Source organism: Vreelandella boliviensis LC1 (assembly GCF_000236035.1).
Classification (GTDB): Bacteria; Pseudomonadota; Gammaproteobacteria; order Pseudomonadales; family Halomonadaceae; genus Vreelandella; species Vreelandella boliviensis.
On sequence record NZ_JH393259.1, the window covers coordinates 198,752 to 224,685 of the forward strand.

Here is a 25,934-nt window from a genome sequence, read left to right on the forward strand (position 1 = left end):
GTCACCGTCAACCAAGGTGAGGTCTCCTGCCGGCGGTAACAGTTCCAGAGTGTCGCCTGGCGTTAGCACATCATGGAAATAGCGGCTGACGCGTCCCTGTTCTTCGCGTTTGATTGAGATTCGGTAGCTTCGGCCATTCGGCGTGTCCGAGAGGCTGTAGTGTCGGTAGACCGGTTCACCATCAATGGTGAGTCGGACACCGATATACTGGCCTGGCTCATGGTCAGCCACGCGGCCCCCGTCCTCGGGTTCGAGTATAAACGAACGAATCAAAGCGCTTTCCTGCTGGGTGCTGGCGATCTTGAAACGCCGTGTGCCCCGCCAGCCGCCGGGACGCTGTTCGAATTCGCGATAGCGCTGATCTTCGAGGTCGATCAGAAGGGCGGCAAGCTCGTTATACAGAGCGCCCCAGGCATCGGCGATTTCGGGTGTGACGGCATCACCGAGTACTTCGCCAATGGCTGCCAGCAGGCACTCACCGACAATGGGGTACTGCTCAGGAAGAATACCTAACGAAACGTGTTTACTGACCACGATATCCAGAGTAGCGCGTGCTTGAGCAGGCTCACTGCGCAGTTGAACATAGGCCAACACGGCGTTTGCAAGGGCACGAGGCTGACCGCCGCTTTGCTGATGAACCTCATTAAAGAGCGGTTTTACCTCTGGGTAGCGGGCAAACATCAGCGGATAAAATCGCTGTGTAATCGCATTCAGGTGTTCGGCCACGACGGGAGCCGTCGCATTGATCAGTTTTTCCTGCTCATGTGTTAACACGGATAATACCTCTGACTTTAAGATGCATTAAATATACATCTTAAGGCCAAAGACTACAAATACCAACCACTAAGAGGGTTTTGTTATGAAGAGGGGCTGCTAGCCACTTGAAAAACAAGGCCTGAATACAGTGCAAAAGCGTCTGGCAGTGAACATAAGATGCATTTTTGATGCTTGTCATGGTTTTTGTTATTGGCCTAGAGCACAATGCATATCCAAGTAATTCAGTGGGGTATTATGCTATGTCGACCATCACCTCCTCCCAACCGGCCTCCAAGCTGAAGCAACTACCGCTGTTGCGTCTGGCTTTTCGTCCCTTTTTCCTATTGGCCGCACTGTTCAGTGTTGCATCTCTGCTGGTTTGGTTAGCCTTTTGGCATGGCAATATTCTGCTGCGGCCCTATGGCGGCTTGGTGTTTTGGCATCAGCATGAAATGCTGTTTGGCTTTGCCGCAGCGGTGGTCGGGGGATTTTTGCTTACCGCTGTGGGTAACTGGACCGGGTTGCCGAGTTTAAGCGGCGGGCCGCTACTGGGTTTGGTGGTGTTATGGCTATTAGGCAGGGTGCTGATGGCTTTCCCCATGGATTTGCCGGGGTGGCTGCTGCTGACGATTGACCTAGCGTTTCTGCCGGTGGTCGCCATTGTTATGGCGCGTCTAGTCATCACCGCAAAGCGATGGCGCAACTTGATCTTTATTCCCGTGCTGTTGCTGTTTGCCGCTGCCAACCTAGCGATGCACTTGGGGGTGATGAAGGGCAATGCCGAGCTGATCCGCCAAGCCGCCTACTTAGCCGTCCTGTTAATCACATTGATGATGACGGTAGTGGGTGGACGCGTGATTGCCATGTTTACCGCCAATCGTCTGGGACGCGCCAAACCTGAACCTATTCCTTTACTCGAAGGGATGACGCTGGCTAGTACGGCTGGCGTAGTGCTGCTGCAGCTGGTCATTATGCTGGGGGTTGCCGTTCCTGCTTTATTAATGGGCGGGGTAATGCTCTTGGCGGCGCTGTCCAACAGTATGCGCATGGCGCGCTGGGGTGGGCTGCATAGCTGGCGTGAACCTTTACTTTGGGGGTTGCACGGCAGCTACGCCTGCATTCCGCTAGGGCTTATAATGTGGGTCTTGGCACTCATGGGGCTGATGCGCGTTGAACTTGCCGTGCACGCCCTGACCATTGGTGGCATGGGCACCATGATGCTGGCAATGATGGCCAGGGTCTCGCTAGGTCATACGGGCCGCCCCATACGTACTTTGCCCGGTATTGGTGTGGCGCTGGGCTTAATGCTAATAGCTGCCTTGGTGCGTTCGCCCGTCTTGGCGGTATTCCCCCAGATCACCCACTGGACATACACGCTGAGCATCATTTTCTGGTGTGTGGCCTACGCCATATTTCTAATGCACTACACATGGCCACTGATGCAGGCGCGAGTTGATGGGCAGGATGGCTGAATGAGCGAATTATTGTCAGTGGCAAGCGCCATGAAGCCCGATTCCCAGCAGGAAACGATTTTTCTCTAGCAAGTGATTTGATTGCTAAGTGCTGACGGTAGGAATGCGCATAAGTTGCGCCAGTTGAGATTGTTGATTGCCCAACAGGTCGGCCAATGTATAGCGGTCAAGCACCTCCAGAAACGCTGACAGTGCTTCGTTTAGAATGGGTTGGAGACGGCAAGAGGGCGTGATGATGCAGTTGTTATCGCTATGGAAACACTCCACTAATTCCATGCCATGTTCCATTTCGCGCACGAGTTTACCCAGCACGATAGTCGCAGGGTCGCGTGTAAGCAATAAGCCACCATTCTTGCCCCGGATAGCGGTCACGTAGTGCTTCTGACTAAGCTCTTGAACGACTTTCATCAGATGATTACGTGAGATATCAAAGGTTTCTGCGATCTCATTGATGGTAGAACGCTCTTCTCCTTTTACCGCAAGAAAGATCAATACGCGTATTGAATAATCGGTGAATCGGGTGAGATGCATGGAGTGCGCTGTGCTCCGATGGTAACCAGGCTATAAAACAAGTATGTTGTATGAACGTTCAGTCAGATGCAATCAGAACATAGGCGCATAATGCTGACCTGGATCTAAAAGGGAAGAGTTAGTGTCGTAGCTCAAGCCGGCTAAAATGTGGTTCCAAGCGCTTGACCAACGCATTTAATCGAGCGGTAGAGGGTGCATGGGTAACAGGCTGAGCATGGCTGGCGTCAAGGCACTGCTCGCTGCGAGCCACCTGCAGCGCGTAGTGACGTACGCCGCAGTCGGCAAGGGTCAGTGCCAGTCGTTCCACATCGGCAAGCTGAAAATCTTTCCAGTGGATGGTGGTGCGGCACTCGAAATTGAGTCCGCTGTCGAGCAGAATTCCCAAGCTACGGGCGTGCCGTTGCCAGATGCCGGAACGGCCGCATATGCGGTCAAACTCTTGGCCTCGTCCTTTTACATCCAGCCCCACCCAGTCAAGGTGCGGTAATAGCTGGGTGAGACGGTCAGGATAAGGGCCGGCAGTATGCAGCCCTACCTTAAAACCCAGTGCTTTCACTTCCTTTGCCGCAGCAGGCAAACCGGCGTTCACGGTTGGCTCACCGCCGCTGAAAACGACGGCTTCCAACAAACCTCGCCGAGTGCTCAGAAATTCCAGTATTGCTTGCCACTCATGGGACTCGCCTCGCCGTGTTGGGATCATGCTGGGGTTGTGGCAGTAGCCGCAGCGTAGCGGGCACCCTTGTAGAAAAACAACACACGCCAGATGGTCGGGGTAGTCCAGGGTTGTCATGGGAACAAGCCCGGCAATGGGTAGCCGAACCGAGTTGGGTTGAGCGCTTGTGTCATCAAGTCCCGTGAGAATAGTCATTGTGATAACCCCTTACTGGGTGCCGGTCGTCAGGCACCCAGTGGTCGTGAAATAAAGATAAGGGCTAGCTACCGAGAGGCGGCGTCTTCAGTAAAATGTCGGCGTTCCTGATGTTCGGCACGCTTACCAATATTGAACTGGCTTACCGGCCGGTGGTAACCCATGACCCGGGTCCAGACTTCGCAGCGCTGGCGCTGTTCAGTGGGCAAGCTAGCGTATCGAGTGGTTTGCATTAGAAAGTTCCTTAAACGTGTTGATAAGAGTGAGGCAAATGCCTCATGCCGTGGCGGCGTCGGTTGCGCCCGCCGTTTGTGCCCATAGTGCTTCATCGCACTTGGGGCAGAACTCATGTTCACCGGACAGGTAGCCATGTACCGGGCAGATCGAAAAAGTGGGGGTCACGGTGAGGTAGGGTAAACGAAAGTGAGAGAGCGCCGTTTTTACCAGTTTGCGACAGGCGACGGCCGACGTGATCCGCTCACGCATATAAAGATGCAGCACCGTGCCGCCGGTATAGCGCGTCTGTAAGGGATCCTGGTGACTCAGTGCCTCAAAAGGGTCATCGGTATGGCCAACCGGTAATTGACTGGAGTTGGTGTAATAGGGCGCATCTGGCGTGCCAGCCTGTAGAATGTCAGGAAAACGCGCCAGATCCTCCCTCGCAAAACGGTGAGTCGTGCCCTCCGCCGGTGTGGCTTCGAGGTTATACATATGGCCGGTCTGTTCCTGAAATTCACGCATCCGCTTACGGACGTGATCAAGCAGATCAAGCCCCAGCTGTAGCCCTTGTGGGTCGGCGATGTCGAAGCGATCCTCGCTGAAGTTGCGCACCATTTCGTTGAGCCCATTCACACCCAGGGTGGAGAAATGATTGCGTAGCGTGCCCAAATAGCGCTGGGTGAAGGGGTAAAGCCCCTGATCCATTAGTTGCTGAATGCATTCGCGCTTGAGCTCGAGGCTATCGCGCCCGAGTCGCAGCAGGCGATCCAGCTCTCTGAACAGCCCGGCTCGGTCGCCGGCAAAGCGGTAGCCCAACCGGGCGCAGTTAATCGTCACTACCCCCAGTGAGCCGGTTTGCTCAGCGCTGCCGAACAGCCCGTTGCCGCGCTTGAGCAGTTCACTCAAATCAAGTTGTAGGCGACAGCACATGGAGCGCACCATGTGGGGTTCCAGATCCGAATTTAGAAAGTTCTGAAAGTAGGGCAGGCCGTACTTGGCGGTCAGTGCGAAGAGCCGCTCGGCGTTGTCGCTTTCCCAGTCGAAATCATGGGTGATGTTGTAGGTGGGTATAGGGAAGGTAAACACCCGCCCATGGCGGTCCCCGGCCTCCATGACTTCCAGGTAGGCGCGGTTGATTAAATCCATCTCAACCTGCAGCTCACCGTAGCTGATCGGCTGCTCCTCGCCGCCGATAACCGGTACCTGCTGGCGCAGGTCGTCGGGGCAGACCCAGTCAAACGTCAGGTTGGTGAAGGGGGTCTGACTACCCCAGCGCGACGGCACATTGAGGTTGTAAATAAACTCCTGCAGCATCTGCTTGACTTGCGTGTAGGTGAGCCCGTCCTTGCGCACGTAGGGTGCCAAATAGGTATCAAAAGAGCTAAAGGCTTGTGCCCCAGCCCACTCGTTCTGCAAGGTGCCAAGAAAGTTAACCATCTGCCCCAAAGCACTGGAAAGGTGGCGGGGTGGATGGCTTTCGGCACGCCCTGGCACCCCATTGAATCCTTCATGCAGCAAAGTGCGCAGCGACCAGCCAGCGCAATAGCCGCACAACATATCCAGGTCGTGAATATGCAAATCACCTTCTCGGTGGGCTTCACCCACGGCGTGCGGGTAAATCTCATCGAGCCAGTAGTTGGCGATCAACTTGCCCGAGACATTGAGGATCAAACCGCCCAATGAATAGCCCTGGTTGGCATTGGCATGAACACGCCAGTCTGCGCGTTGGAGGTACTCGTTGACCGTCGAGGCGACATCGATCTGGCGCTTCTGGTGAGGGTGGCTTACGGGGGTATTCATAACGCTCTCCCTATATGTGCTATGTTCTTTAATATTTTTGCACAACATGTGGTAAGGAGAGGCTAGTGGTTTTAGCCTGAAAGAAAAGTGATTCAGGTCAAGAAAAGCACGGATGGGTGTCGTTGCTGGTTACGTCGGTATTTAGTCCAGCGGCTTTTGATAGGACGTTTCGACAGGAAAAGCCGCTTCTAGGAAGGCTGGGATAGCATATGACAACCGGAGACGTAGCAGGACTGCACACATAGGGCACACCCCTGGCAGTTTTCGATTGACACCTGAGGCAGTCCTGCGGAAGGCAAGGTGATGGCCTGGCTGGGGCACTCCTCTTGGCACAACGTGCAGGGCTCGCCATAACTCAAGACGCAATTGTCGTTGAATACCGGAACGAGTCCGGTCATGGCCGGTAGTTCAGGAATGAGGGCGCGTGTCTCGCAGGCGGCGGTACACGCCAGGCATAGGTCGCAGTGGTTGTGCTCCAGGTTCAGGCGCGGAAGACCTTGTTCCATACTGATGATCTGGTTGGAACAGGCTGTGGCACAGGCACCGCAGCCGCAGCATAACTGGACAAGGAGGGACTCCTCTTGAGCCTGGGGAGGACGGGGTATCTCGCGCTGCTGGCGAAGAGGCGGTGTCGCTGCGAACGATGTGGTGACCGGGCGCAGCAATCCCCGCAGCAGTTCCCGGCGGCTGAGACGGGTATGGTTGAGGCGGGCACTCAGATAACGTTCGTCGATACGGCTCATCGGTAGAGTCTCAATTGGTGCGGGGTGATGCTCCGCTCCATTTGCCACTGGCCAAGGGTTGCCGCGCCCAGCCGGGCCAGGGCGCGGTAGAAGGGGTGGGGGGTGTGTTCCTCCAGCTGCTCAAGGTAACGCCAGCTCCAGGGCAAGAGAAACTCGCCGAGCAGCCGGTCGACACCGGCCTCGCGTCCTTCCAACGCCAACTGGCCGAGGAGTAGTAGCAGAAGGCCGAAGTGGTCGAGCGGCTCGCGCTGGGTGGTCGCCAGGGACACTCCCTCCTCGTGCTCCAGAAAGCGCTTGAGTGCCTGGTGAGAGTCGCCGAAGACCACTTGCTCAGGGTCGAGGTAGACCGAGCCCCAAGGCGGTGCAGCGAGGGCATCCGGACCGACGAACAACTGCTGGTAGGCGTCTGCTAGCAGTGGTTCTTGACGTGCCTCACTCAGTGTCACGAGCAGCGGAGTTCCCGCTGCGTAGGGCCATGCCTCCGCCAGGCTGCCGTCATCAATATACCGGTCAAGCTGTTCCAGTGCCGGTGCGCCGGGCGGATAGTAGAACCAAGCGCCAAGCAAGCGGGCGGAGTGGGCGAGTGGTTGCATGGAGTGCTTCACAGCCCGGCAGTCATGTGCAGATTGTAGAAGAGATTACGACCCAGCATTTCCGCCGCTAGCAGCAGCACGAAGCTGGCGCACAACACCAGCGGCTGATGGCGCATGCTACGCAGGGCAAACAACCACAACGCTAGTACGGCGGCCAGCAACGCCAACCGAATAATCAATAGGCTCTGGTAGTGGGGTACCAAGTCGATCGCCGATTGGATGGCGCTTTGGATGCCCGCCAGACTCATGGCGTGGGCCACGCTGGAGCCCAGTGCCACCACTATCGCCAGGGCACCCAGCCATGGTAGTAGGCGTGCCATTAGGCGGTATCCCTGGCCGCTCAAATTAAGCAGTAACTGGGCGAGTAAGGCGCCTCCCATGACGCTGGTCAGGAAAAAGCCCAGCGGAGTGAAGGGGGTATTCCAGGTTGGTACAGTGGGAATCATGTAGACATGGATGGTCGCATACATGAAGGCAACCCCCAGCAGCATGGCAATGCCGAGCAGGACCTTGCGCAGCAGTGGTGAGACCTTGTCGAGCAGAGTCAACAGCCAGAACAACCCACCGAGAGCAAAGAAAAGGCTGCCCAAGAAGATTTCGTTGCTCAACCAGGAACCACCTAGGCGCAACAAGGCATTAGGCGCGCGCAGCGGTGAACCCAGATGGAGAGTGGAAGCAGCGAAGGCCACACCCATCAGAACCCAGATGATTAGCATCGGACGATTCAGGCGGCGCAACGACGCCTCCTCCAGCCGCCCCGTGAGTATCAGCGCCCCGAGCAGAATGAAAGCGCCCACGGCACATTGTGCCAGAACGGTGAAAACCACTAAGGGAAATTCGTGCCAGCCCATGTCACACCTCCTTGGGATTGGCGAGGGAACCGGTGGTATCGCCCACCGGACGGGCATTGCGGTTTGGCTTGATCACGATGCTGGGGCCGGTCAAAGAAGCTGACGGAAGCGGCGCCACCTCGGCGAGGTTGCCGTAGCGTTCGTGTAGCTCCTCCATGGGGGCAAAATCCAGCGCCCGCAGAGGGCAGGATTCTACGCAGACCGGCTTTAGCCCTTCGGCGACGCGTTCGTAGCAGCCATCGCACTTGGTCATGTGGCCTTTACGTGCGCTGTACTGAGGCGCGCCATAGGGGCAGGCCATCGCACAGGATTTACAGCCGATACAGGTGTCGGTATCCACTACGACCAAGCCATCCTCACTGCGTTTGTGCATGGCGCCGCTAGGGCAGACAGGTACGCAGGCCGGTGCGGCGCAGTGGTTGCAGGCGATCGACAGGTAATAGGAAAAGATCGACGGCTGCCAGGTGTCGCCGTCGGCCTGCCAGGAGCCCCCCGCATATTCGTAGATGCGCCGGTAGTTGATGTCGACATCGAGATCTTTGTAATCCTTGCAGGACAGCTGGCAGGTTTTGCAGCCGGTACACTTGCTGGAGTCTATGTAGAAACCATATTGCGTCATTATGCTCTCCTCAGGCCTTGTTCACTTCGACCAGGTTGGTATGCGAAGGATTGCCCTTGGCCAGCGGCGAGGGTCGTTGTGTGGTCAGCACGTTGATACTGCCGGCCTGATCCGTGCCATGGCGGTTAGGGGCGTACCAGGCACCCTCGGAGAGGGCAACCACGCCGGGCAGAATGCGTGGGGTTACCTTGGCGGCGATGTGTACCCGGCCACGGTCGTTGAATATTTCCACGCTGTCACCGTTAACGATTCCCCTTGACTGGGCGTCGATGGGGTTGATCCACATCTCCTGGCGGACGGCGGCCTTGAGCAGTGCGACGTTGCCGTAGGTTGAGTGAGTACGCGACTTGCAATGAAAGCCGATTAATTGCAATGGATATCGCGCACGATCCGGTGAGTCCCATCCCTCGAAAGTGGAGGCGTGAATCGGCAACGGGTCGATGACATCACTCTCCTCAAGCTCCCACTCGGCAGCGATTTTGGCCAGTGCCTCGGAGTAGATCTCGATCTTGCCGGAGGACGTGGTGAGCGGGTTTGCCTCTGGGTCGGCCCGGAAGTCGCGGTAGGCAACGAAGAAACCATTGGGATTCTGGCGCTTGTAGATGCCCATTTCACGGAACGCTTCAAAATCGGGCAGGTCGGGGTCACGCCGACGGTTCTGTGCCAGCAGGTGACGCAGCCACTCCTCCTGGGTGCGGCCTTCGGTGAAGGCTTCGCCGACCCCCATGCGCGCGGCGATTTCACTGCACATTTCGTAAACCGACTTGCACTCGAACAACGGCTCGATGACCTGGTCAGCGAAGATCAGGTAGTTCATGTTGCCAGCGTTGGCATCCATGGCGAAGTCCATCTGCTCGGAGGTGGTTAAGTCGGGCAGCAGGAGGTCGGCGTAGCGTGCCGATGAGGTCATGTGGTTGTCGATCACCACGATCATTTCGCATAGATCTTCATCGGAGAGGATCTCGTGGGTGCGGTTGATCTCGGAGTGCTGGTTCACCAGGCAGTTGCTGGCATAGTTCCAGATGAACTTGATCGGTACGTCGAGCTTGTCCTTGCCGCGTACTCCGTCGCGGGTGGCGGTCATCTCGGGGCCACGGGCAATGGCATCGGTCCAGGTGAACATTGAGATGCTGGTATCGACAGGGTTTTCCAGGGTGGGAAAACGCTCGAAGGGAATGGAATAACCGCCCTCGCGGGCACCGCTGTTACCGCCATTGATGCCGACATTGCCGGTGAGAATGGCCAGCATGGCGATGGCGCGTGATATCAACTCACCGTTGGCGTGACGCTGCGGCCCCCAGCCCTGAACGATGTAGCACGGTTTGGTCGAACCGATCTCCCGGGCGAGCTGAACGATACGCCGGGAGGGGATGCCGGTGATGCGTGAGGCCCACGCAGGTGTCTTGGCGATACCATCGGGCCCGTCACCGAGAATATACGCCTTGTAGTGACCGTTGGCCGGAGCGCCTTCCGGCAGGGTGCGCTCGTCGTAGCCGACGCAGTAGCGATCCAGGAACGGCTGGTCAACCAGGTTCTCGCTGATCAGTACATGGGCCAGACCGGCCACCAGGGCGGCGTCGGTACCCGGGCGGATGGGGACCCATTCGTCCTCGCGGCCGCCGGCGGTGTCGCTATAGCGCGGGTCGATGACGATCATCCGTGCATCCGAGCGTTGGCGGGCTTCCTCGAGGTGGTAGACGATTCCACCGCCACTCATGCGTGTCTCGGCGGGGTTGTTGCCGAACATTACCAGCAGGCGAGTGTTGGCGATGTCGGAGACGCTATTGCCCGCTGCCCAGCCACCGTAGGTGTAGTTGAGCCCGGCGGCAATCTGCGCGGTGCTGTAGTCGCCATAGTGGTTGAGGTAGCCGCCGCAGAGATTCATCAAGCGCGCCACCAGGGATGAAGCGGGTGGCCAGGACTTGGTCACGGTACCCCCCAGGGTGCCGGTACCGTAATTAAGATAGACGGCCTCATTGCCGTATTCGGCGATAATACGCTTGAGGTTGTCGGCGAGCAGCTGATAGGCCTCGTCCCAACTGATGCGGGCGAACTTGCCCTCGCCACGGGCGCCGACACGCTTCATGGGGTACTTCAGGCGGTCGGGGTTATAGACGCGACGGCGCATCGAACGACCGCGTAAGCACGCGCGGACCTGGTGGTTGCCATACTCATCAAGCCCGGTATTGTCAGTCTCCACCCAGGTGATCTCGCCGTCGCGCACATGCATGCGCAAGGGACAGCGGCTGCCGCAGTTGACCGTACAGGCGCTCCATACTACGCGCTCCTCTGCGGCAGTCGCCGAAGCCGTCTGGGCTGAAGCCCCGGTAGATACGAAGGGTAGTGGGATCGAACCTGCTGCCAGCGCCAGGGTACCGGCAGAGCCGGTCTTCAATACGTCCCTGCGGCTAATATCCAGATTGAAAGCCTTGTGGAAGAGGCTATTTGAAGACTCGTTTTCCATTGCCGATATCCCTGTAGGAAGGTTGTGATTCCACTATAGGGCTGAGGTCGGAAATAGAGTTGTCCCGTATCAAGCTTTAGTTCCTTAGTTCTTGTATATAAATGATTTTTAATAGCATTTGGGCTTGAGTCTCTTTACGCTCGGTGGTGCCGATATAACGACCTGGATGGCATCAGGCGGGCACGGTGCGGGTGTTATCCATACCCGGGCGGCCGTGCCAATAGCCGTCGCAGATTTCAGCCTCTACCAGCGTCAATGGATCGGGTGGCGGTAGCCTGCCATGCCGAGCCTGGTCGAAGGCTTTTATCACCTCGGTCATGCCTTCCGCCCGAGGGCTTAGGCGCGCTACTGAAACGCCCATCTTTGCCATCGTGGTGAGCTCATGGCGGAGATCCTGACAGGCACTCGAAAGGGTCTGAATACCGTTCAGGGTGAAAACATTGCGGGATTCCTGGGAACGCAGCACCAAGCCTTCGGGGTATTTTTGACAGACGAATTTGCAGCGATCCTTAGGCGTTTGATGGCGTCGGGCGGTAAAACAGCGTGATGACCAGGCCAGCGGCAGATGCCCATAGGCGAATACTTCGCAAGGGTGTTGCCCGCCCGCCTGATGGCAATCATTAATAAGCTGCGCTAACTCTTTCTGCGCCATTTCCACCGGTGCTTGCCAGCGTTGCATGCCGACACGCGCCATGACCTCCAGGGTGGCGGTATTGTAGAGGTTGAGCGCGGCACCAGCGATGAACGGCAATCCGGCGCTGGTGAGACGCTGAAGGGCACTTTGATCGTTAGCCTCGACAATAAAGTCACCGTTATCGCAGAGCTTGCGCAGGTCACGCAGGTCGGCCTCAGACTCGATCAGTGTCTGGCTGGCGAGTACAACCTGCTTACCCGCCTGGGCAAGCTCGCGTCCAATGCCTAACCAGTCGTCCAGCTTCATGTCGCGACGCCTGGAGCAGACGGTTTCGCCCAAGGTGATAATCTCTACCGGCCAGTCGGCCGCTTCACGGTAGAACGACTCATAGCGCTCCCGCGTCCAGTAAAAAAGAACCGGCCCGAGGGAGAGCTGTAGAGAATCGGTGGACGAGATCGGTTGTTGGGGCAGTGTGGTGCTCAACATTGCTAGCTCCTATTTCCAGCGCCGTTCGTAGGCGCCCAAGGTGGTGATGGCGCCTTCGGAAAGTTCGGCAAGGCCGGACATCCAGGCAGCTTCTGGATGAAAGCGCTCTGGCTCAGCCGCTAGGCGGTTGAGTGCCTGACGCCAAATGCCGGATACTTTCGAGACATAGGCAGGGCTGCGCTGGCGTCCTTCGATTTTTACCGCACTGATACCCAGGTCGCGCAGCTCCGGCAGTAGCTCCAGGGTATTGAGGCTGGTGGGTTCTTCGATGGCGTGATAGGTCTCACCCGCGACTTCAAAGCGTCCTTTGCACAGGGTGGGGTAGCCTGCGCGCTCGCCCTCGGCGTAGCGGTCGATAAGGACATTGTTAAGGCGTGACTCTAAGCCTTGAGGGGTTTCTTCCCAGCGGACATGGGCTGCCGGGGAGCAAACGCCCCGGGTATTGGGAGAGTCGCCGGTAAGGTAGGAGGAGAGATAGCAGCGACCTTCGGCCATGATGCACAGGCTGCCGAAGGCGAATACTTCCAGCTCTACCGGTGTTTGCCTGGCCAGGTCACGAACCTGGGTGATGGATAACACCCGTGGTAGCACGGCACGTTTGATGCCGAAATGCTCGTGATAAAAGCGCAGCGCTTCATGGCTGGTCGCCGACCCCTGCACCGAAAGGTGCCGCGAGACCTCGGGGTGGTGTCGGGTAGCGTAATCCAAAAGCCCCATATCGGCGAGAATCAGGGCATCCACGCCCAGTTCGGCGGCTTGATCCACGGCCTGCGTCCACTGTTGCCAGCCATCGGGCTGGGGGTAGGTATTAATAGCGCAAAAAACGCGTTTGCCGCGTTGGTGGGCGTAATCGATACCTTCTCTGGCACGTTTGTCGGTAAAGTTTAGTCCGGCGAACTGCCGTGCATTGGTGATGTTCTGGAAACCGAAATAGACTGCGTCGGCACCTTCGTCTACGGCACGCTTCAGGGCGGGCAGGTTGCCAGCGGGACATACAAGCTCCATTGCGAGACTCCTTGCGGGGAAAATCCGAGCAGTCTAGTCATCTATTTCTTATCGCCTTTTGACTCAGGTCATAATGGGGTGGCTTTCAAAAGTGGATAGCGCAGCAAAGTAGGCAAGCTGGGTGCAGGCGATTTTTAAAACGTATACTGTATGAATCTTAACTGCTCCTTACTGTACCCGCTTCCATAGACCTTCCTTAGAGGCCTTTCCCGATCATGCAAGATGAACTGCTCTTCAACCGCCCCCTGGTAGAGAAATATGACCGTCCGGGCCCGCGGTACACCTCCTACCCGACTGCGCCGCAGTTTCATGCAGCGTTTGCCGAGGATGATTACCGTAGCGCCACGCAGCTCAGTAACCGGGCCGCAGCACCAAAACCGCTTTCGGTCTATGTGCATATCCCGTTCTGCAAGAGCCTGTGCTATTACTGTGCCTGCAACAAAATTATTACTCACAACACCGAACGAGCTGCCGAATACCTCCAGTGGTTAAAACAGGAAATACGTGTTCAGGGCGCACTGTTTGATACCACACGACGCATGACCCAATTACACTTAGGCGGAGGCACCCCGACCTACTTAAGCAATGCTCAGTTGAGCGAGCTAATGACGGCGCTGGATGACGCCTTCCACTTCGCCGCGTCTGAAGAGCGTGAGTTTTCGCTGGAGGTAGACCCACGCACTGTTACCCCCGAACAGGTGTACGAGCTGTACTCGCTGGGGTTCAATCGGTTGAGCTTCGGTGTTCAGGACTTCGATCACGACGTGCAGCAAGCGGTCAATCGCGTCCAGAGCGAAGAGCAGGTGGTATCCCTGGTTAAAGCCGCCCGTGAGGCAGGGTTTGAATCGGTCAGCGTTGACCTGATCTACGGTCTACCACTGCAGACGGTGGCGAGTTTCGATACCACGCTAACCAAGATTATTGACCTGCAACCTGATCGCATTGCCGCTTATAGTTACGCCCATCTGCCCGAACTGTTTAAAGCTCAGCGGCTAATTCGTCCCGAAGAAATGCCGCCACCCGAGCGCAAGCTGGAACTGCTGGAGCTAACGATTAACCGCCTGACGGCCGCTGGGTATGTCTACATCGGCATGGATCACTTCGCCCTTCCGAATGACGAGCTGAGCCTGGCCCGTGAAAACGGCACTCTGCAGCGCAATTTTCAGGGTTACTCTACCCACGCGGACTGCGACATGATTGGGCTGGGCATTACCTCCATTGGCAAGGTGGGCGATACCTACAGCCAGAACGTCAAGGAAACTGCCCAGTATCAACATCGTTTGGATGCTGGGCGTTTACCGGTCTTCCGTGGCTACCGCCTTAGCGATGACGACCGCCTGCGCCGCGAGGTCATTAATACCCTGATGTGTCACGGCCGTCTTGAATTTGCCGCTATCGAGGCCCGGCACAATATTGATTTTCGCAGCTACTTCGCGAGTGCCTTGACGAGCCTCGAAGAGATGGTGGGCGACGGTCTGATTGCGTTACGCGACCATGAAATCGAGGTGCTACCTTCGGGGCGACTGATGATTCGCAATCTGGCGATGGCATTCGACGCCTACCTAAAGCCAACTGAGAAACGCTACTCGCGCACGGTGTGATGTTGAGAGCGCCAACCGTCTATTACTTTACGTTGGCCGCTCTATCACCTTGGGGGTAGATAGGGTGTATATGGAGGTAATCACGCAGTAATTCGCTGGTCGATCGCGCAGAATCCACTCCATGGAACCCGCCTGACGGGTAAGTAAATTTCCGAGGAGCCTGGAGATCGACCATGAGTCACTTCATAGATCGGCTGAATTTCTTCCGTAAGTCCCGCGAGCCTTTTGCCAACGAACATGGTGAACTACGCAGCGAATCCCGACAGTGGGAAGATAGTTATCGTGCCCGCTGGCAACATGACAAGGTTGTGCGCAGCACTCACGGGGTGAACTGCACCGGCTCCTGTAGCTGGAAGATCTACGTTAAGAACGGTTTAGTCACCTGGGAAACCCAGCAGACCGACTATCCCCGTACCCGCCCCGACTTGCCTAACCATGAACCGCGTGGCTGCCCACGCGGTGCGAGCTACTCCTGGTATCTGTATAGCGCCAACCGCCTCAAGTATCCGTTGGTTCGCAAGCCCCTGCTGGCGCTATGGCGCGAAGCGCTCAAGGCTAACCCAGATCCGGTAGACGCCTGGGCGTCGATTGTCGAAGACCCCGCCAAGACCAAACAGTACAAGCGTGCTCGTGGTATGGGCGGCTTCGTTCGCGGTGACTGGGACGAGCTCAACGAGCTGGTCGCGGCCTCTAACGTCTACACCGCCAAACAGTACGGCCCCGACCGGATCATTGGCTTCTCGCCGATTCCTGCCATGTCGATGGTGAGCTACGCCGCAGGTAGCCGCTACCTGTCGTTGATTGGCGGCGTCTGCATGAGTTTCTACGACTGGTACTGTGACCTGCCGCCAGCCTCGCCGATGACCTGGGGCGAACAGACCGACGTGCCCGAGTCCGCGGATTGGTACAACTCCGGCTACATTATTGCCTGGGGCTCCAACGTGCCCCAGACGCGCACCCCGGACGCCCACTTCTTTACCGAAGTGCGTTACAAGGGCACCAAGACGGTTTCGATTACCCCGGATTACGCCGAAGTCTCCAAGCTCACCGACGAGTGGCTGTCCGCCAAGCAGGGCACCGATGCCGCCCTGGCGATGGCCATGGGCCATGTCATCCTCAAGGAATTCCACCTTGAGAAGCCCAGCGCCTATTTCACCGACTATGTGCGCCGCTATACCGACATGCCGTTCCTGGTGGAACTAGAAGTGCGAGAAGATGGCAGCTTCGCCCCCGGTCGCCAACTGCGGGCCAGCGACTTTGATACCGCCCTGGGGCAGGAAAACAATCCCGAGTGGAAAACCGTCGCCTGGGATGAAACCCGCGACCAGTTGGTGGTGCCGCGCGGTTCCATCGGTTTCCGCTGGGGCGAAACCGGCAACGAAGTGGGCAAGTGGAACCTGGAATCACTGGACGCTGCAGGAACGGAAATCAAGCCGTTACTAAGCTTGGTCAACCACCACGATAGTGTCGCGCGTGTGGCATTCCCTTATTTCGGTGGCATCGAACACGAGCACTTTGAGCACGTCAAAGGGGCCGGTGTTGGCGCCGCCGATGATCTACTGTTCCACAATTTGCCCGCCAAACGCTTGAAGAGAGCCGATGGCAGCGAAATGCTGGCGGTCACCGTTTTTGATCTGATGTGTGCCAACTACGGTATCGACCGTGGCTTTGCCGGTGACGGCGAAGACGACGGCGCGACCTCTTTTGATCAGATTCGCCCCTATACCCCCGCGTGGCAGGAGAAAATCACCGGTGTCTCAGCAGAGCAGTGCACCCGCATTGCCCGGGAGTTCGCCGACAACGCCAATAAAACCAACGGGCGTAGCATGATCATCGTGGGTGCCGGTATGAACCACTGGTACCACATGGACATGAACTACCGCGGCCTGATCAACATGCTGGTCATGTGCGGTTGTATCGGTCAAAGCGGTGGCGGCTGGGCCCACTATGTCGGGCAGGAAAAACTGCGCCCACAGACTGGTTGGACGCCGCTGGCCTTCGGCCTTGATTGGCAGCGCCCGCCGCGTCATATGAACTCTACCTCGTTCTTCTATAACCACTCCTCTCAGTGGCGCTACGAGAAGCTGGAAATCAAGGAGATCCTCTCGCCGTTGGCCAAGGCTGAGGATTACCCCGGCAGCCTGATCGACTTTAACGTGCGTGCCGAGCGTATGGGCTGGCTGCCGTCAGCGCCTCAACTGGATACCAACCCACTTCGACTAGCCCAAAAAGCTGAAGCCGCGGGCATGTCCACCGCCGACTATGCGGTTCAACAGCTCAAGAGCGGTGAACTGCGCTTCGCCGCGGAAGACCCGGACGCGCCTGAGAACTTCCCGCGCAATATGTTCATCTGGCGCTCCAACCTGCTGGGTAGCTCCGGTAAGGGCCATGAGTACATGCTCAAGTACCTGCTGGGTACCCGCCACGGTATTCAGGGCAAAGACCTGGGCGACTTCGGCGGCCAGAAGCCCGAAGAAGTCGTGTGGCATGACGAGGCGCCGGAAGGCAAGCTCGACCTGCTGGTGACGCTGGATTTTCGCATGTCCACCACCTGCCTCTACTCGGATATCGTGCTGCCTACGGCGACCTGGTATGAGAAGGACGACCTTAACACTTCTGACATGCACCCCTTTATTCACCCGTTGACTGCCGCCACCGATCCGGCTTGGGAGTCGCGCAGCGACTGGGATATTTACAAGGGCATTGCCAAGGCTTTCTCCAAGGTGTGCGTAGGCCACCTGGGCGAAGAGACCGACCTGGTCACGCTGCCGATGCAGCACGACTCCCCAGGGGAGTTGGCCCAGCCGGCGGTGATGGATTGGAAAAAGGGCGAATGTGCGCCGATTCCCGGCAAGACCATGCCATCGCTGATCGAGGTTAAGCGCAACTATCCCGAAACCTATGAGCGCTTCACCTCCGTAGGACCGCTGCTGGAAAGCATCGGTAACGGCGGCAAAGGCATCGCCTGGAATACAGATGCTGAAGTCGAGCTGCTGGGTAAACTCAACCATCGCAAGCTGGATGGCCCGCATAAAGGCCGCCCGTTGATCGACAGCGCTATCGATGCCGCCGAGATGATTCTGACCCTGGCACCGGAAACCAACGGCGCCGTGGCGGTAAAAGCGTGGGATGCGCTCTCCAAAATTACCGGGCGAGACCATACCCACCTGGCAAGGCCCAAACATGACGAAAAAATCCGCTTTCGCGATGTCGTCGCCCAGCCGCGCAAGATTATTTCTAGCCCGACCTGGTCCGGCCTTGAAGATGAGCATGTCTCTTATAACGCCGGTTATACCAACGTTCACGAGCTGATTCCCTGGCGCACCGTGAGTGGCCGCCAGCAGTTCTATCAAGATCACGCCTGGATGCGCGCTTTCGGCGAAAGCCTGCTGGTCTATCGCCCGCCCATCGATACCAAGGCGGCCAAAGGCTTCACGCTGCCCGCTGATAACGGCTTCAAGAGCAAGGCGCTGAACTTCCTCACGCCGCACCAGAAGTGGGGCATTCACTCCACTTACTCGGACAACCTGCTGATGCTGACGCTCAATCGCGGCGGCCCGGTGGTGTGGCTTTCCGAGGCGGATGCCGCAGAGATCGATATCGAGGACAACGACTGGATCGAAGTCTACAACGCCAACGGCTCGATTGCCGCACGGGCTGTGGTCAGCCAGCGAGTTAAGGCTGGCATGGTGATGATGTACCACGCCCAGGAGCGCAATGTGAACGTACCTGGCTCTGAGGTCACCGGCACCCGGGGCGGTATTCATAACTCGGTCACCCGTGTCTGCCCCAAGCCAACCCATATGATCGGCGGCTACGCGCAGCTCTCTTACAGTTTTAATTACTACGGCACCGTCGGCTCAAACCGCGATGAGTTTGTGTTGGTACGCAAGATGAAACACGTTGACTGGCTGGATGGTGAAGGCAATGACAGCGTTCAGGAGGCCGTGAAATGAAGATTCGTTCTCAGGTAGGCATGGTTCTCAACCTTGATAAGTGTATCGGTTGCCACACCTGTTCGGTGACCTGCAAAAATGTTTGGACTAGTCGTGAAGGCATGGAGTACGCCTGGTTCAACAATGTCGAGACCAAGCCTGGCATCGGCTATCCCAAAGAGTGGGAGAACCAGGCTAAGTGGAAGGGCGGCTGGATGCGCCGTACCGACGGCCGGATTGAACCGCGTATTGGTGGCAAATGGCGAGTGCTGGCGAATATCTTCGCCAACCCCGACCTGCCCGAAATGGACGACTACTATGAGCCGTTCACTTTCGACTACCAGCACCTGCATACCGCCAAAATCGGTGAGCACCAGCCGGTGGCACGCCCACGTTCGCTGATCTCCGGCCAGCGCATGAAAAAGATCGAATGGGGCCCTAACTGGGAAGAGATACTGGGCACCGAGTTCGCCAAGCGGCGCAAAGATGCCAACTTTGACAAGGTGCAGGCAGATATTTACGGCCAGTTCGAAAACACCTTCATGATGTATCTGCCGCGCCTGTGCGAGCACTGCCTGAACCCTACCTGTGTGGCGTCCTGCCCTAGCGGTGCGATTTACAAGCGGGAAGAGGATGGCATCGTTCTAATCGACCAGGACAAGTGCCGTGGCTGGCGGATGTGTATCTCCGGCTGCCCCTACAAGAAGATTTACTACAACTGGAAAAGCGGTAAGTCCGAGAAGTGCATCTTCTGTTACCCGCGTATTGAGGCCGGTCAGCCGACCATCTGCTCCGAGACCTGCGTGGGCCGGATTCGTTACCTAGGCGTGCTGCTGTATGACGCCGACCGCATTGAAGAAGTGGCAAGCTCGCCGGACGAGCGCGACCTATACCATCGCCAACGCGAGATATTCCTTGATCCCAACGATCCGGAAGTGATTGCCCAAGCCAAGCGGGATGGCATCCAGGATAACGTCATCAAAGCTGCCCAGGCCTCTCCAGTCTACAAGATGGCTATCGACTGGGGATTAGCGCTGCCGCTGCACCCGGAATACCGCACGCTGCCGATGGTGTGGTACGTGCCGCCGCTGTCGCCGATTCAATCCGCCGCTGAGGCGGGGCATGTCGAGTTTGACGGCATCCTACCCAAGATCGAGTCGTTGCGTATCCCGGTGAAGTACCTGGCTAACTTGTTGACAGCCGGCGAAGAGGAACCCGTGGTGCTGGCACTCAAGCGCTTGATGGCAATGCGGGTCTATATGCGCGGCAAGCACGTGGAGGGTGCCCCCAACGTCGAAGTGCTTGATGCCGTGGGGCTGAGCGTCGCCCAGGTAGAGGAGATGTACCGCTACCTGGCGATTGCCAACTACGAGGATCGTTTCGTGATCCCCACCAGCCATCGTGAAATGGCCACCGAAGCCTTTCCCGAACGCGGGGGATGCGGTTTTACCTTTGGTGATGGTTGCCACGGTGAGAGCCAGCCCAGCCTGTTCAATGGCCGTAAGCAGACCAGTGTTTTGGTAAAACCGGTAGAGGTCTTCGACCCGCAGCCACAACTTGAGGAGTCTCGTCATGACTGAAGCCGCTACCCAATCGCCTGTTACATCGACCGCGGTAGAGCTGTCGTCTGAGACGCTACAAGGCATGCGCAGCCTACGGGTACTGGCGCGTTTGCTCGATTATCCGACCCAGGAACTGCAGGACGCTTGTGGCGAGCTAATCGAAATCCTCAACGCCGAGCGCCGCCTGGGAGCGGCTCTCAAGTCGTCGCTAATGGAGTGGTGTCAGCGTCTCCAAGATGGCGACTTGCTTGAGCTGCAGGCCGAGTATGTCGCCATGTTCGACAAAGGACGCGCTACGTCGCTGCTGCTATTCGAGCACGTTCACGGCGAGTCCCGTGATCGTGGTCAGGCCATGGTGGATCTTATGGCCGAGTACAGCGCGGCCGGGTTCGAGCTGGATGCCCGTGAGCTGCCCGATCATCTGCCGGTGTTTCTTGAGTACCTTTCGCTGTGCGACGAAGCCGAGATCGGCCGCTGGCTGGGCGAAATACGCCATATCCTGGCGTTGCTGACGGCACGGCTGGAGGAGCGGGGAGCGGATCACGCCCTGGTGCCGCTATCACTATTGGCGTTAATCGGCGCCGAGGGTGATGTGGAGGAGCATCGGCCCCAGGTCAAAAAAGAAGTACCTGACAACACCCCCGAAGCATTGGACGCCGTATGGGAAGAAGAAGCGGTGCGCTTCTCGGCAACCTCTGACGAAGATTGCGCGCTGCAGTCGGCGGAAGGTCGGCGGCTTGCCGAGCACAAGAATGCAGTGCACAGCGACCCCGTCAAAATCATGCCGTCCGCCTGGAGCGCGTCCCCTTCCTCAACCGTGGCCGATCGCTAAAAGGAGAATCGCCATGTTCATAGAATACTTGCAACATCTTATCTACGGCTATTACCCCTACCTGGCCGGTACGGTGTTCCTCGTCGGCAGCCTCATGCGCTACGACCAAGGCCAGTTCACCTGGAAGACCGGCTCTAGCCAAATGCTGTCCTCAAAAAACATGCGACTGGCCAGCAACCTGTTCCATATCGGGATTATCGTCATTTTCTTCGGTCATTTGGTGGGCATGCTCACGCCGCACTGGGTCTACGCTCCTTTCCTGCATGCCGGAACCAAGCAGCTGATTGCCATCGTGGTTGGCGGTATCGCCGGTGCCATGTGCGTGGTGGGCGGCGCCATGTTGCTTTATCGCCGATTGGTTAATCCTCGCGTAAAGGCGTCGTCGAGCATGATGGATACCTTGATCCTGGGTTTGATCGTCTTGCAGGCGTGTCTTGGCATGGTGACCATCATCTTCTCACTGGGGCATATGGACGGCGAGATGATGTTGACGCTCTCCAGCTGGGCACAGTCGATTGTCTTCTTCAGCGGCGGCGCGGCGGATTACATGCAGGAAGTGTCATGGATCTTCAAACTGCATATCTTTATCGGCCTGACCATCATCCTGCTGTTCCCGTTCTCGCGCCTGGTGCATGTGTGGAGCGTACCTTTCGGCTATGTGACTCGTCGCTATCAGCTTGTCCGTCGTCGTGGCTAAAAAACTGGCTTGTGCTCGCCCAGGCCTAGAGGAGAAATAACATGCAGATGATTGATATCGAACAGCTACCTGGGGGCGTCGCTGCGCCTCCGGTACGTGTCGGCGACGTCAGTGTCGATGAGGAAACGATTGCGCTAGAGATGCAGTATCACCCTGCCGAAACGGCGGGGGAGGCCCAGCTGCAGGCGGCTCGTGCGCTGGTGGTCAGGGAGCTGCTGCGCCAGCGGGCTAGCATGCTTGGCCTACTGTCGGTGCAGGAAGCCAGCGAAGCACAGGAGGACGCAGCGATCGCTGCCCTGCTTGAACAGGAGCTTGAGGTGCCCGAACCGGGGGAAGCCGATTGCCAGCGATTTTTTGACACCCACCGTGAGCGCTTCAGCGAACCGACCCAGTTACGCGTTCGGCATATCCTGCTTGCGGCCGCACCGGATGACTCCCTGGGTCGCGACGAAGCGTACCAGCTTGGCGAAAAGCTGCTCGAAAGTCTCAATCAGATACCCGAACGGTTTACCGAATTTGCTCAACACCACTCCGCGTGCCCTTCAAAAGAGGTGGATGGTGATTTGGGCTGGCTGGTGCCGGGGCAGACCGTTCCAGAGCTGGATCGTGCTTTGCAGCACCTGCCTGAAGGACTACACGAGCGTCCCTTAGCCTCTCGCTATGGCTGGCATGTGGTGAGTATTGACGAACGGCGAGAAGGGAGGGCGTTACCTTTTGATCAGGTTGTCGACCGGGTGCGCCATAGCCTGCGGGAACAGGCGACCCGACGGGCGTTGCGTCACTATTTGCTGGCGCTAGAGAGCGATATAGGCGTCGAAGGGATTGTTCTGGATGACGATGCTGGCGGCAGCTTGATGCAATAGGAAAGCTAACAGGAGAGGCTTGATGTCCCATGTTTCTGTAGGTGCACTTTTCACTCCGCTTGGCATCGTGGTGCTAACGGTTTCCGATACGCGTGGGTTTGATGAAGATGGCAGCGGTGACCTGCTGGTTAAGCATCTGAGCGAAAGCGGCCATATTCTGGTGGAGCGACGCATCGTTCCTGATGATATCTACCAGGTACGCGCCGTGGTCTCGGAGTGGGTCGCGCGAACAGATATCCACGTGATTTTGGTTAATGGAGGCACTGGCTTTACCACCCGGGATACTACTCCCGAGGCGTTAATACCTCTGTTCGACAAAGCGATTGAGGGGTATGGCGAGCTGTTCCGGCACTACTCCCTGAAGACAATCGGCACAGCGACGATCCAGTCTCGAGCCGTAGCGGGGGTGGCCAATAAAACGCTGCTTTTTGCGATGCCTGGCTCGCCCAAAGCGTGCGCGTTGGCGTGGGACAAGATCATCGCTTTGCAGCTGGACTCCCGTACTCGGCCCTGCAACTTCGCAGCCATGGTACTGCCTTCAGCGACCCCGTGCAGTGGACGTCACACAGCGACCTCTTCCAATGATGGGGAGCGTTTATGAACTGTCAATGCGCAGAAATAGTCACCCCCGGGTTGTTAAATCTGTTTGATGCACGCCAACAGCTTATCAAAGCAGCCACGCCAATTAATGCAGTAGAAAAAATTACCCTTGATCAATCTGCGGGGCGAGTGATGGCAGAAGCGGTGTCCTCACCCCACGATATGCCGGGGGTGGACAACAGCGCTATGGATGGTTACGCGCTGTGTCTGACTGATTACCAAGCGGACGCAGGTTTACCCATTCTCCAACGTGTGCCGGCTGGCTCAGGCGTCATGTTGCTACCGAAAGGAGGCTGCGCGCGTATTTTTACCGGCGCGCCGGTACCCATGGGGGCCGATACTGTTGTGCCTCAAGAGCGGGTAACACTTGATCAGCGTGGGCATATACACATCGAGGGTAACTTGGTGGGAGGCGCTAATATTCGTCGTCAAGGCGAGGAGACCCGTATGGGAACCCCGCTACTTGCTGCGGGTGAGTTTCTTGATGCCGCGTCGATTGCACTGCTGGCAAGTCATGGTATCAACACGGTTACTGTCAAACGGCGCCTGCGGGTGGCGCTGCTCTCAACGGGCGATGAGCTAATTTCCCCGGGGGCAGCGCGGTCACCGGGTCAGGTATACGACAGCAATCGCGTCATGCTTAACGTACTGCTAGCGCAAGCTCAGTGCGATGTGCTGGATCTGGGCGTCATTGATGATTCGCCGCAGTTATTGCATCAGGCCTTTGACCACGCAGAAACCGTTGCGGATGTTGTGGTGTGCACCGGGGGCGTTTCGGTAGGCGAGGAGGATCACGTTCGCCCAGTGATTGAGCAGCGTGGCGGGTTACATTTTCATGGTGTTGCGATGAAGCCGGGAAAACCCTTTGCGTTCGGTTATCTTGGCCCAGTATCTTCCTCATCCACTCCGTTAATTGCGCTGCCGGGTAATCCCGTGGCATCCCTGGTGGGTTGGCAGCTTTTGGCGTTGCCGTTTATTCACGCTATGCAAGGCAGAAGCGTAGCTGATTTACAGTGTTATCCAGTAAAAGCCGGCTTTTCTCAGCGTGGGCCCCAGGGGCGCTGCGAACTATTACGGGTGGTACTGGATTGGTCAAAGGGTACTCCCGTGGCGCAGCTAGCGGGCGGGCAGGGCTCGCATATGCTCAGCGCGGCTAGCCAGGCCCATGGCTATTTGATGATTAACCCCGCCACGGAGGTAATTGAAGGGAGCTCCTACCACTACTACCCCATCAATCAGTTCGCCGCTTGAATCACTTTTTCAGTCGTGGCCACTAATGTCGTTGGTTTTTATAGGAGAGGGTATGTCTTCACATCATAAACCCCGCGCACTGATATATGCCTGCTCCGGCTGCTCTGATGTTGCGCAACTTGCCAATAGTATTGCCCTTCGCCTTGACCATGCAGGAGAGGCAGAAATGTCCTGTATTGCTGGTGTAGGTGGCGGCGTGCCAGGTCTGGTGCGCATTGCACGTTCCGGGCGTCCTATCGTGGCCATTGATGGGTGTCAGATGCACTGCGCTAACCACTGTCTCTCCAAAGCAGGTGTAATACCCACAGAGCACGTAAAACTGTATGAAAACGGACTACGCAAGCGCCGAGGTCAATTTTATGATGAGCAAATAATCACCGCTGTCACCGCAGAAGTGAAAGGACTCATTGCTCGGCTACCCATTAATGCCAGTTCCGAAGTAGAGGAGCCCGCAGAATGAGTTCACTAGTCGATGGGTTTGGCCGAACGGTGCGTTACCTGCGTATATCGGTGACTGATCGTTGTGATTTTCGCTGTGTTTATTGCATGGCTGAGGAGATGACCTTTCTGCCGCGGGCCAAGCTGCTTACCCTTGAGGAGATCGCCACGCTATCGCAGGCATTCGTCGAGTTGGGCGTGGAGAAAATTCGTCTAACCGGAGGGGAGCCGTTGGTACGCCAGGGCGTACTCACGCTAGTAGAAAAACTCGGTAAATTGGAAGGCCTGCGCGAGCTGGCTATGACCACTAACGGCTCTGGTCTAGTCAAACATGCCGACGCATTGCGCCAAGGTGGGCTTGATCGACTCAATATCAGTCTCGACTCACTCAAGCCCGAGCGGTTTAAAGTATTAACCCGGACAGGTGACCTTGGCCAAGTGATCGCGGGTATCCGCGCAGCACGCCGCGCTGGCTTTCAGTCGATCAAACTCAACGCCGTATTGCTTAAGGGGCGTAATGACGATGAAATCCTCGACTTGGTAAACTTTGCCCGAGATGAGCAAGTAGATATTAGCTTTATCGAGGAGATGCCGCTGGGTGCTATCAGCGAACATAACCGTGGCGAAACTTTTCTTTCCACCGATACGGTGCGCGAGACCATAGAAAACCATCATCAACTCTTACCCACCACCGAGACCACCTTGGGGCCATCCCGTTATTACCGTATGGCGGACAGCCAATCACGCATTGGCTTCATCTCTCCTCATAGTCACAATTTCTGTGGCGCTTGTAATCGTGTTCGGGTGACGGCTGAAGGGCGGCTACTCCTTTGTTTGGGCAATGAGCACTCGGTGGATTTACGCGCCGTAATGCGACGTTATCCTGGTGATAACCAGCGGCTTAAAACGAGCATTATGGCTGCAATGATGAAAAAACCCGCGCGTCATCACTTCACGACTGATGGTGAGGTTCAGATCGTAAGGTTTATGAATGCAACAGGTGGATAATACGATTCGGCGTATGTTTTACACCCCTCTTTCCCTGACCTACTTCCAATCGAGTGCTTTTTTAAGTCTTTGAAACTCTCTCAAAAAAGCCCGGGGGGGTAGTGGT

At 57.1% G+C, this 25,934-nt stretch carries 23 protein-coding genes; 11 read left to right on the forward strand and 12 right to left on the reverse strand.

Annotation, left to right across the window (positions count from 1 at the left end; translation table 11 throughout):
* A partial coding sequence (locus tag KUC_RS15415; RefSeq protein ID WP_244264822.1) for a globin domain-containing protein occupies positions 1-774 on the reverse strand: 774 nt, incomplete at its 3' end.
* Between the two features lie 242 nt (positions 775-1,016).
* Between KUC_RS15415 and KUC_RS15420 the strand changes: the two genes are divergently transcribed.
* Entirely contained in the window at positions 1,017-2,228 is a 1,212-nt protein-coding gene (locus KUC_RS15420) for an NnrS family protein (protein ID WP_040481387.1), read from the forward strand.
* An 84-nt stretch (positions 2,229-2,312) separates the two neighbouring features.
* Here the strand turns inward: KUC_RS15420 and KUC_RS15425 are convergent, their stop codons facing one another.
* The 11 genes from KUC_RS15425 to ubiU form a co-directional block, all read right to left on the reverse strand.
* Positions 2,313-2,759 (reverse strand): Rrf2 family transcriptional regulator, encoded by a 447-nt coding sequence (locus tag KUC_RS15425; RefSeq protein ID WP_040481214.1) that lies wholly within the window; start codon positions 2,757-2,759, stop codon positions 2,313-2,315.
* A 118-nt stretch (positions 2,760-2,877) separates the two neighbouring features.
* Complete coding sequence (locus KUC_RS15430; RefSeq protein ID WP_040481215.1) at positions 2,878-3,627, reverse strand: anaerobic ribonucleoside-triphosphate reductase activating protein; 750 nt, start codon at positions 3,625-3,627, stop codon at positions 2,878-2,880.
* Positions 3,628-3,695: 68 nt separating this feature from the next.
* Complete coding sequence (gene nrdD / locus KUC_RS20220; protein ID WP_040481216.1) at positions 3,696-3,860, reverse strand: anaerobic ribonucleoside-triphosphate reductase; 165 nt, start codon at positions 3,858-3,860, stop codon at positions 3,696-3,698.
* Between the two features lie 43 nt (positions 3,861-3,903).
* Positions 3,904-5,694 carry a ribonucleoside triphosphate reductase gene (locus KUC_RS15440; RefSeq protein WP_083825786.1) on the reverse strand — a complete coding sequence of 597 codons (1,791 nt, stop codon included), beginning with the start codon at positions 5,692-5,694 and terminating at the stop codon, positions 3,904-3,906.
* Positions 5,695-5,834: 140 nt separating this feature from the next.
* Positions 5,835-6,437, reverse strand: a complete 603-nt coding sequence (locus KUC_RS19620) for a 4Fe-4S dicluster domain-containing protein (protein ID WP_141243433.1) — start codon at positions 6,435-6,437, stop codon at positions 5,835-5,837.
* Positions 6,386-6,982, reverse strand: a complete 597-nt coding sequence (gene dmsD / locus KUC_RS15445) for a Tat proofreading chaperone DmsD (RefSeq protein ID WP_040481218.1) — start codon at positions 6,980-6,982, stop codon at positions 6,386-6,388. The genes KUC_RS19620 and dmsD overlap by 52 nt, the downstream gene beginning before the upstream one ends.
* Positions 6,983-6,990: 8 nt before the next feature.
* Positions 6,991-7,833, reverse strand: a complete 843-nt coding sequence (locus KUC_RS15450; RefSeq protein WP_007114161.1) for a DmsC/YnfH family molybdoenzyme membrane anchor subunit — start codon at positions 7,831-7,833, stop codon at positions 6,991-6,993.
* 1 nt (position 7,834) lies between these two features.
* Entirely contained in the window at positions 7,835-8,452 is a 618-nt protein-coding gene (locus tag KUC_RS15455; RefSeq protein ID WP_007114162.1) for a DMSO/selenate family reductase complex B subunit, read from the reverse strand.
* A gap of 10 nt (positions 8,453-8,462) precedes the next feature.
* Positions 8,463-10,916, reverse strand: coding sequence for a DmsA/YnfE/YnfF family dimethyl sulfoxide reductase (locus KUC_RS15460; RefSeq protein WP_007114163.1), 2,454 nt, complete (start codon positions 10,914-10,916; stop codon positions 8,463-8,465).
* Between the two features lie 172 nt (positions 10,917-11,088).
* A complete protein-coding gene (locus KUC_RS15465) occupies positions 11,089-12,036 on the reverse strand; it encodes a U32 family peptidase (protein WP_007114164.1) in 948 nt (315 codons plus the stop codon).
* A 9-nt stretch (positions 12,037-12,045) separates the two neighbouring features.
* A complete protein-coding gene (gene ubiU / locus KUC_RS15470; RefSeq protein WP_007114165.1) occupies positions 12,046-13,041 on the reverse strand; it encodes a ubiquinone anaerobic biosynthesis protein UbiU in 996 nt (331 codons plus the stop codon).
* A 215-nt stretch (positions 13,042-13,256) separates the two neighbouring features.
* On the opposite strand from ubiU, the gene hemN reads away from it, so the two are divergent.
* The 10 genes from hemN to moaA all read left to right on the forward strand — a co-directional run bounded on the left by hemN (position 13,257) and on the right by moaA (position 25,828).
* Positions 13,257-14,642, forward strand: a complete 1,386-nt coding sequence (hemN, locus tag KUC_RS15475) for an oxygen-independent coproporphyrinogen III oxidase (protein WP_007114166.1) — start codon at positions 13,257-13,259, stop codon at positions 14,640-14,642.
* Positions 14,643-14,815: 173 nt separating this feature from the next.
* Complete coding sequence (locus KUC_RS15480; protein ID WP_007114167.1) at positions 14,816-18,598, forward strand: nitrate reductase subunit alpha; 3,783 nt, start codon at positions 14,816-14,818, stop codon at positions 18,596-18,598.
* Positions 18,595-20,157, forward strand: a complete 1,563-nt coding sequence (gene narH / locus KUC_RS15485; RefSeq protein ID WP_007114168.1) for a nitrate reductase subunit beta — start codon at positions 18,595-18,597, stop codon at positions 20,155-20,157. Before KUC_RS15480 ends, narH begins: the two co-directional genes overlap by 4 nt.
* Entirely contained in the window at positions 20,150-20,971 is an 822-nt protein-coding gene (narJ, locus tag KUC_RS15490) for a nitrate reductase molybdenum cofactor assembly chaperone (RefSeq protein WP_040481222.1), read from the forward strand. Before narH ends, narJ begins: the two co-directional genes overlap by 8 nt.
* A 13-nt stretch (positions 20,972-20,984) precedes the next feature.
* Positions 20,985-21,668, forward strand: a complete 684-nt coding sequence (gene narI / locus KUC_RS15495) for a respiratory nitrate reductase subunit gamma (RefSeq protein ID WP_040481223.1) — start codon at positions 20,985-20,987, stop codon at positions 21,666-21,668.
* Between the two features lie 41 nt (positions 21,669-21,709).
* Positions 21,710-22,531 (forward strand): peptidylprolyl isomerase, encoded by an 822-nt coding sequence (locus KUC_RS15500; RefSeq protein WP_007114171.1) that lies wholly within the window; start codon positions 21,710-21,712, stop codon positions 22,529-22,531.
* 22 nt (positions 22,532-22,553) lie between these two features.
* Positions 22,554-23,132: a molybdenum cofactor biosynthesis protein B gene (gene moaB, locus KUC_RS15505; RefSeq protein ID WP_007114172.1), complete on the forward strand. Its 579-nt coding sequence runs from the start codon at positions 22,554-22,556 to the stop codon at positions 23,130-23,132.
* The gene (locus tag KUC_RS15510) at positions 23,129-24,382 is read left to right on the forward strand and encodes a molybdopterin molybdotransferase MoeA (RefSeq protein ID WP_040481224.1); all 1,254 of its coding nucleotides are present in this window, start codon (positions 23,129-23,131) and stop codon (positions 24,380-24,382) included. Before moaB ends, KUC_RS15510 begins: the two co-directional genes overlap by 4 nt.
* Before the next feature lie 52 nt (positions 24,383-24,434).
* Positions 24,435-24,842 (forward strand): putative zinc-binding protein, encoded by a 408-nt coding sequence (locus KUC_RS15515; RefSeq protein ID WP_040481225.1) that lies wholly within the window; start codon positions 24,435-24,437, stop codon positions 24,840-24,842.
* Positions 24,839-25,828 carry a GTP 3',8-cyclase MoaA gene (gene moaA / locus KUC_RS15520; protein ID WP_007114174.1) on the forward strand — a complete coding sequence of 330 codons (990 nt, stop codon included), beginning with the start codon at positions 24,839-24,841 and terminating at the stop codon, positions 25,826-25,828. Before KUC_RS15515 ends, moaA begins: the two co-directional genes overlap by 4 nt.
* The last annotated feature ends 106 nt before the right edge of the window (positions 25,829-25,934 follow it).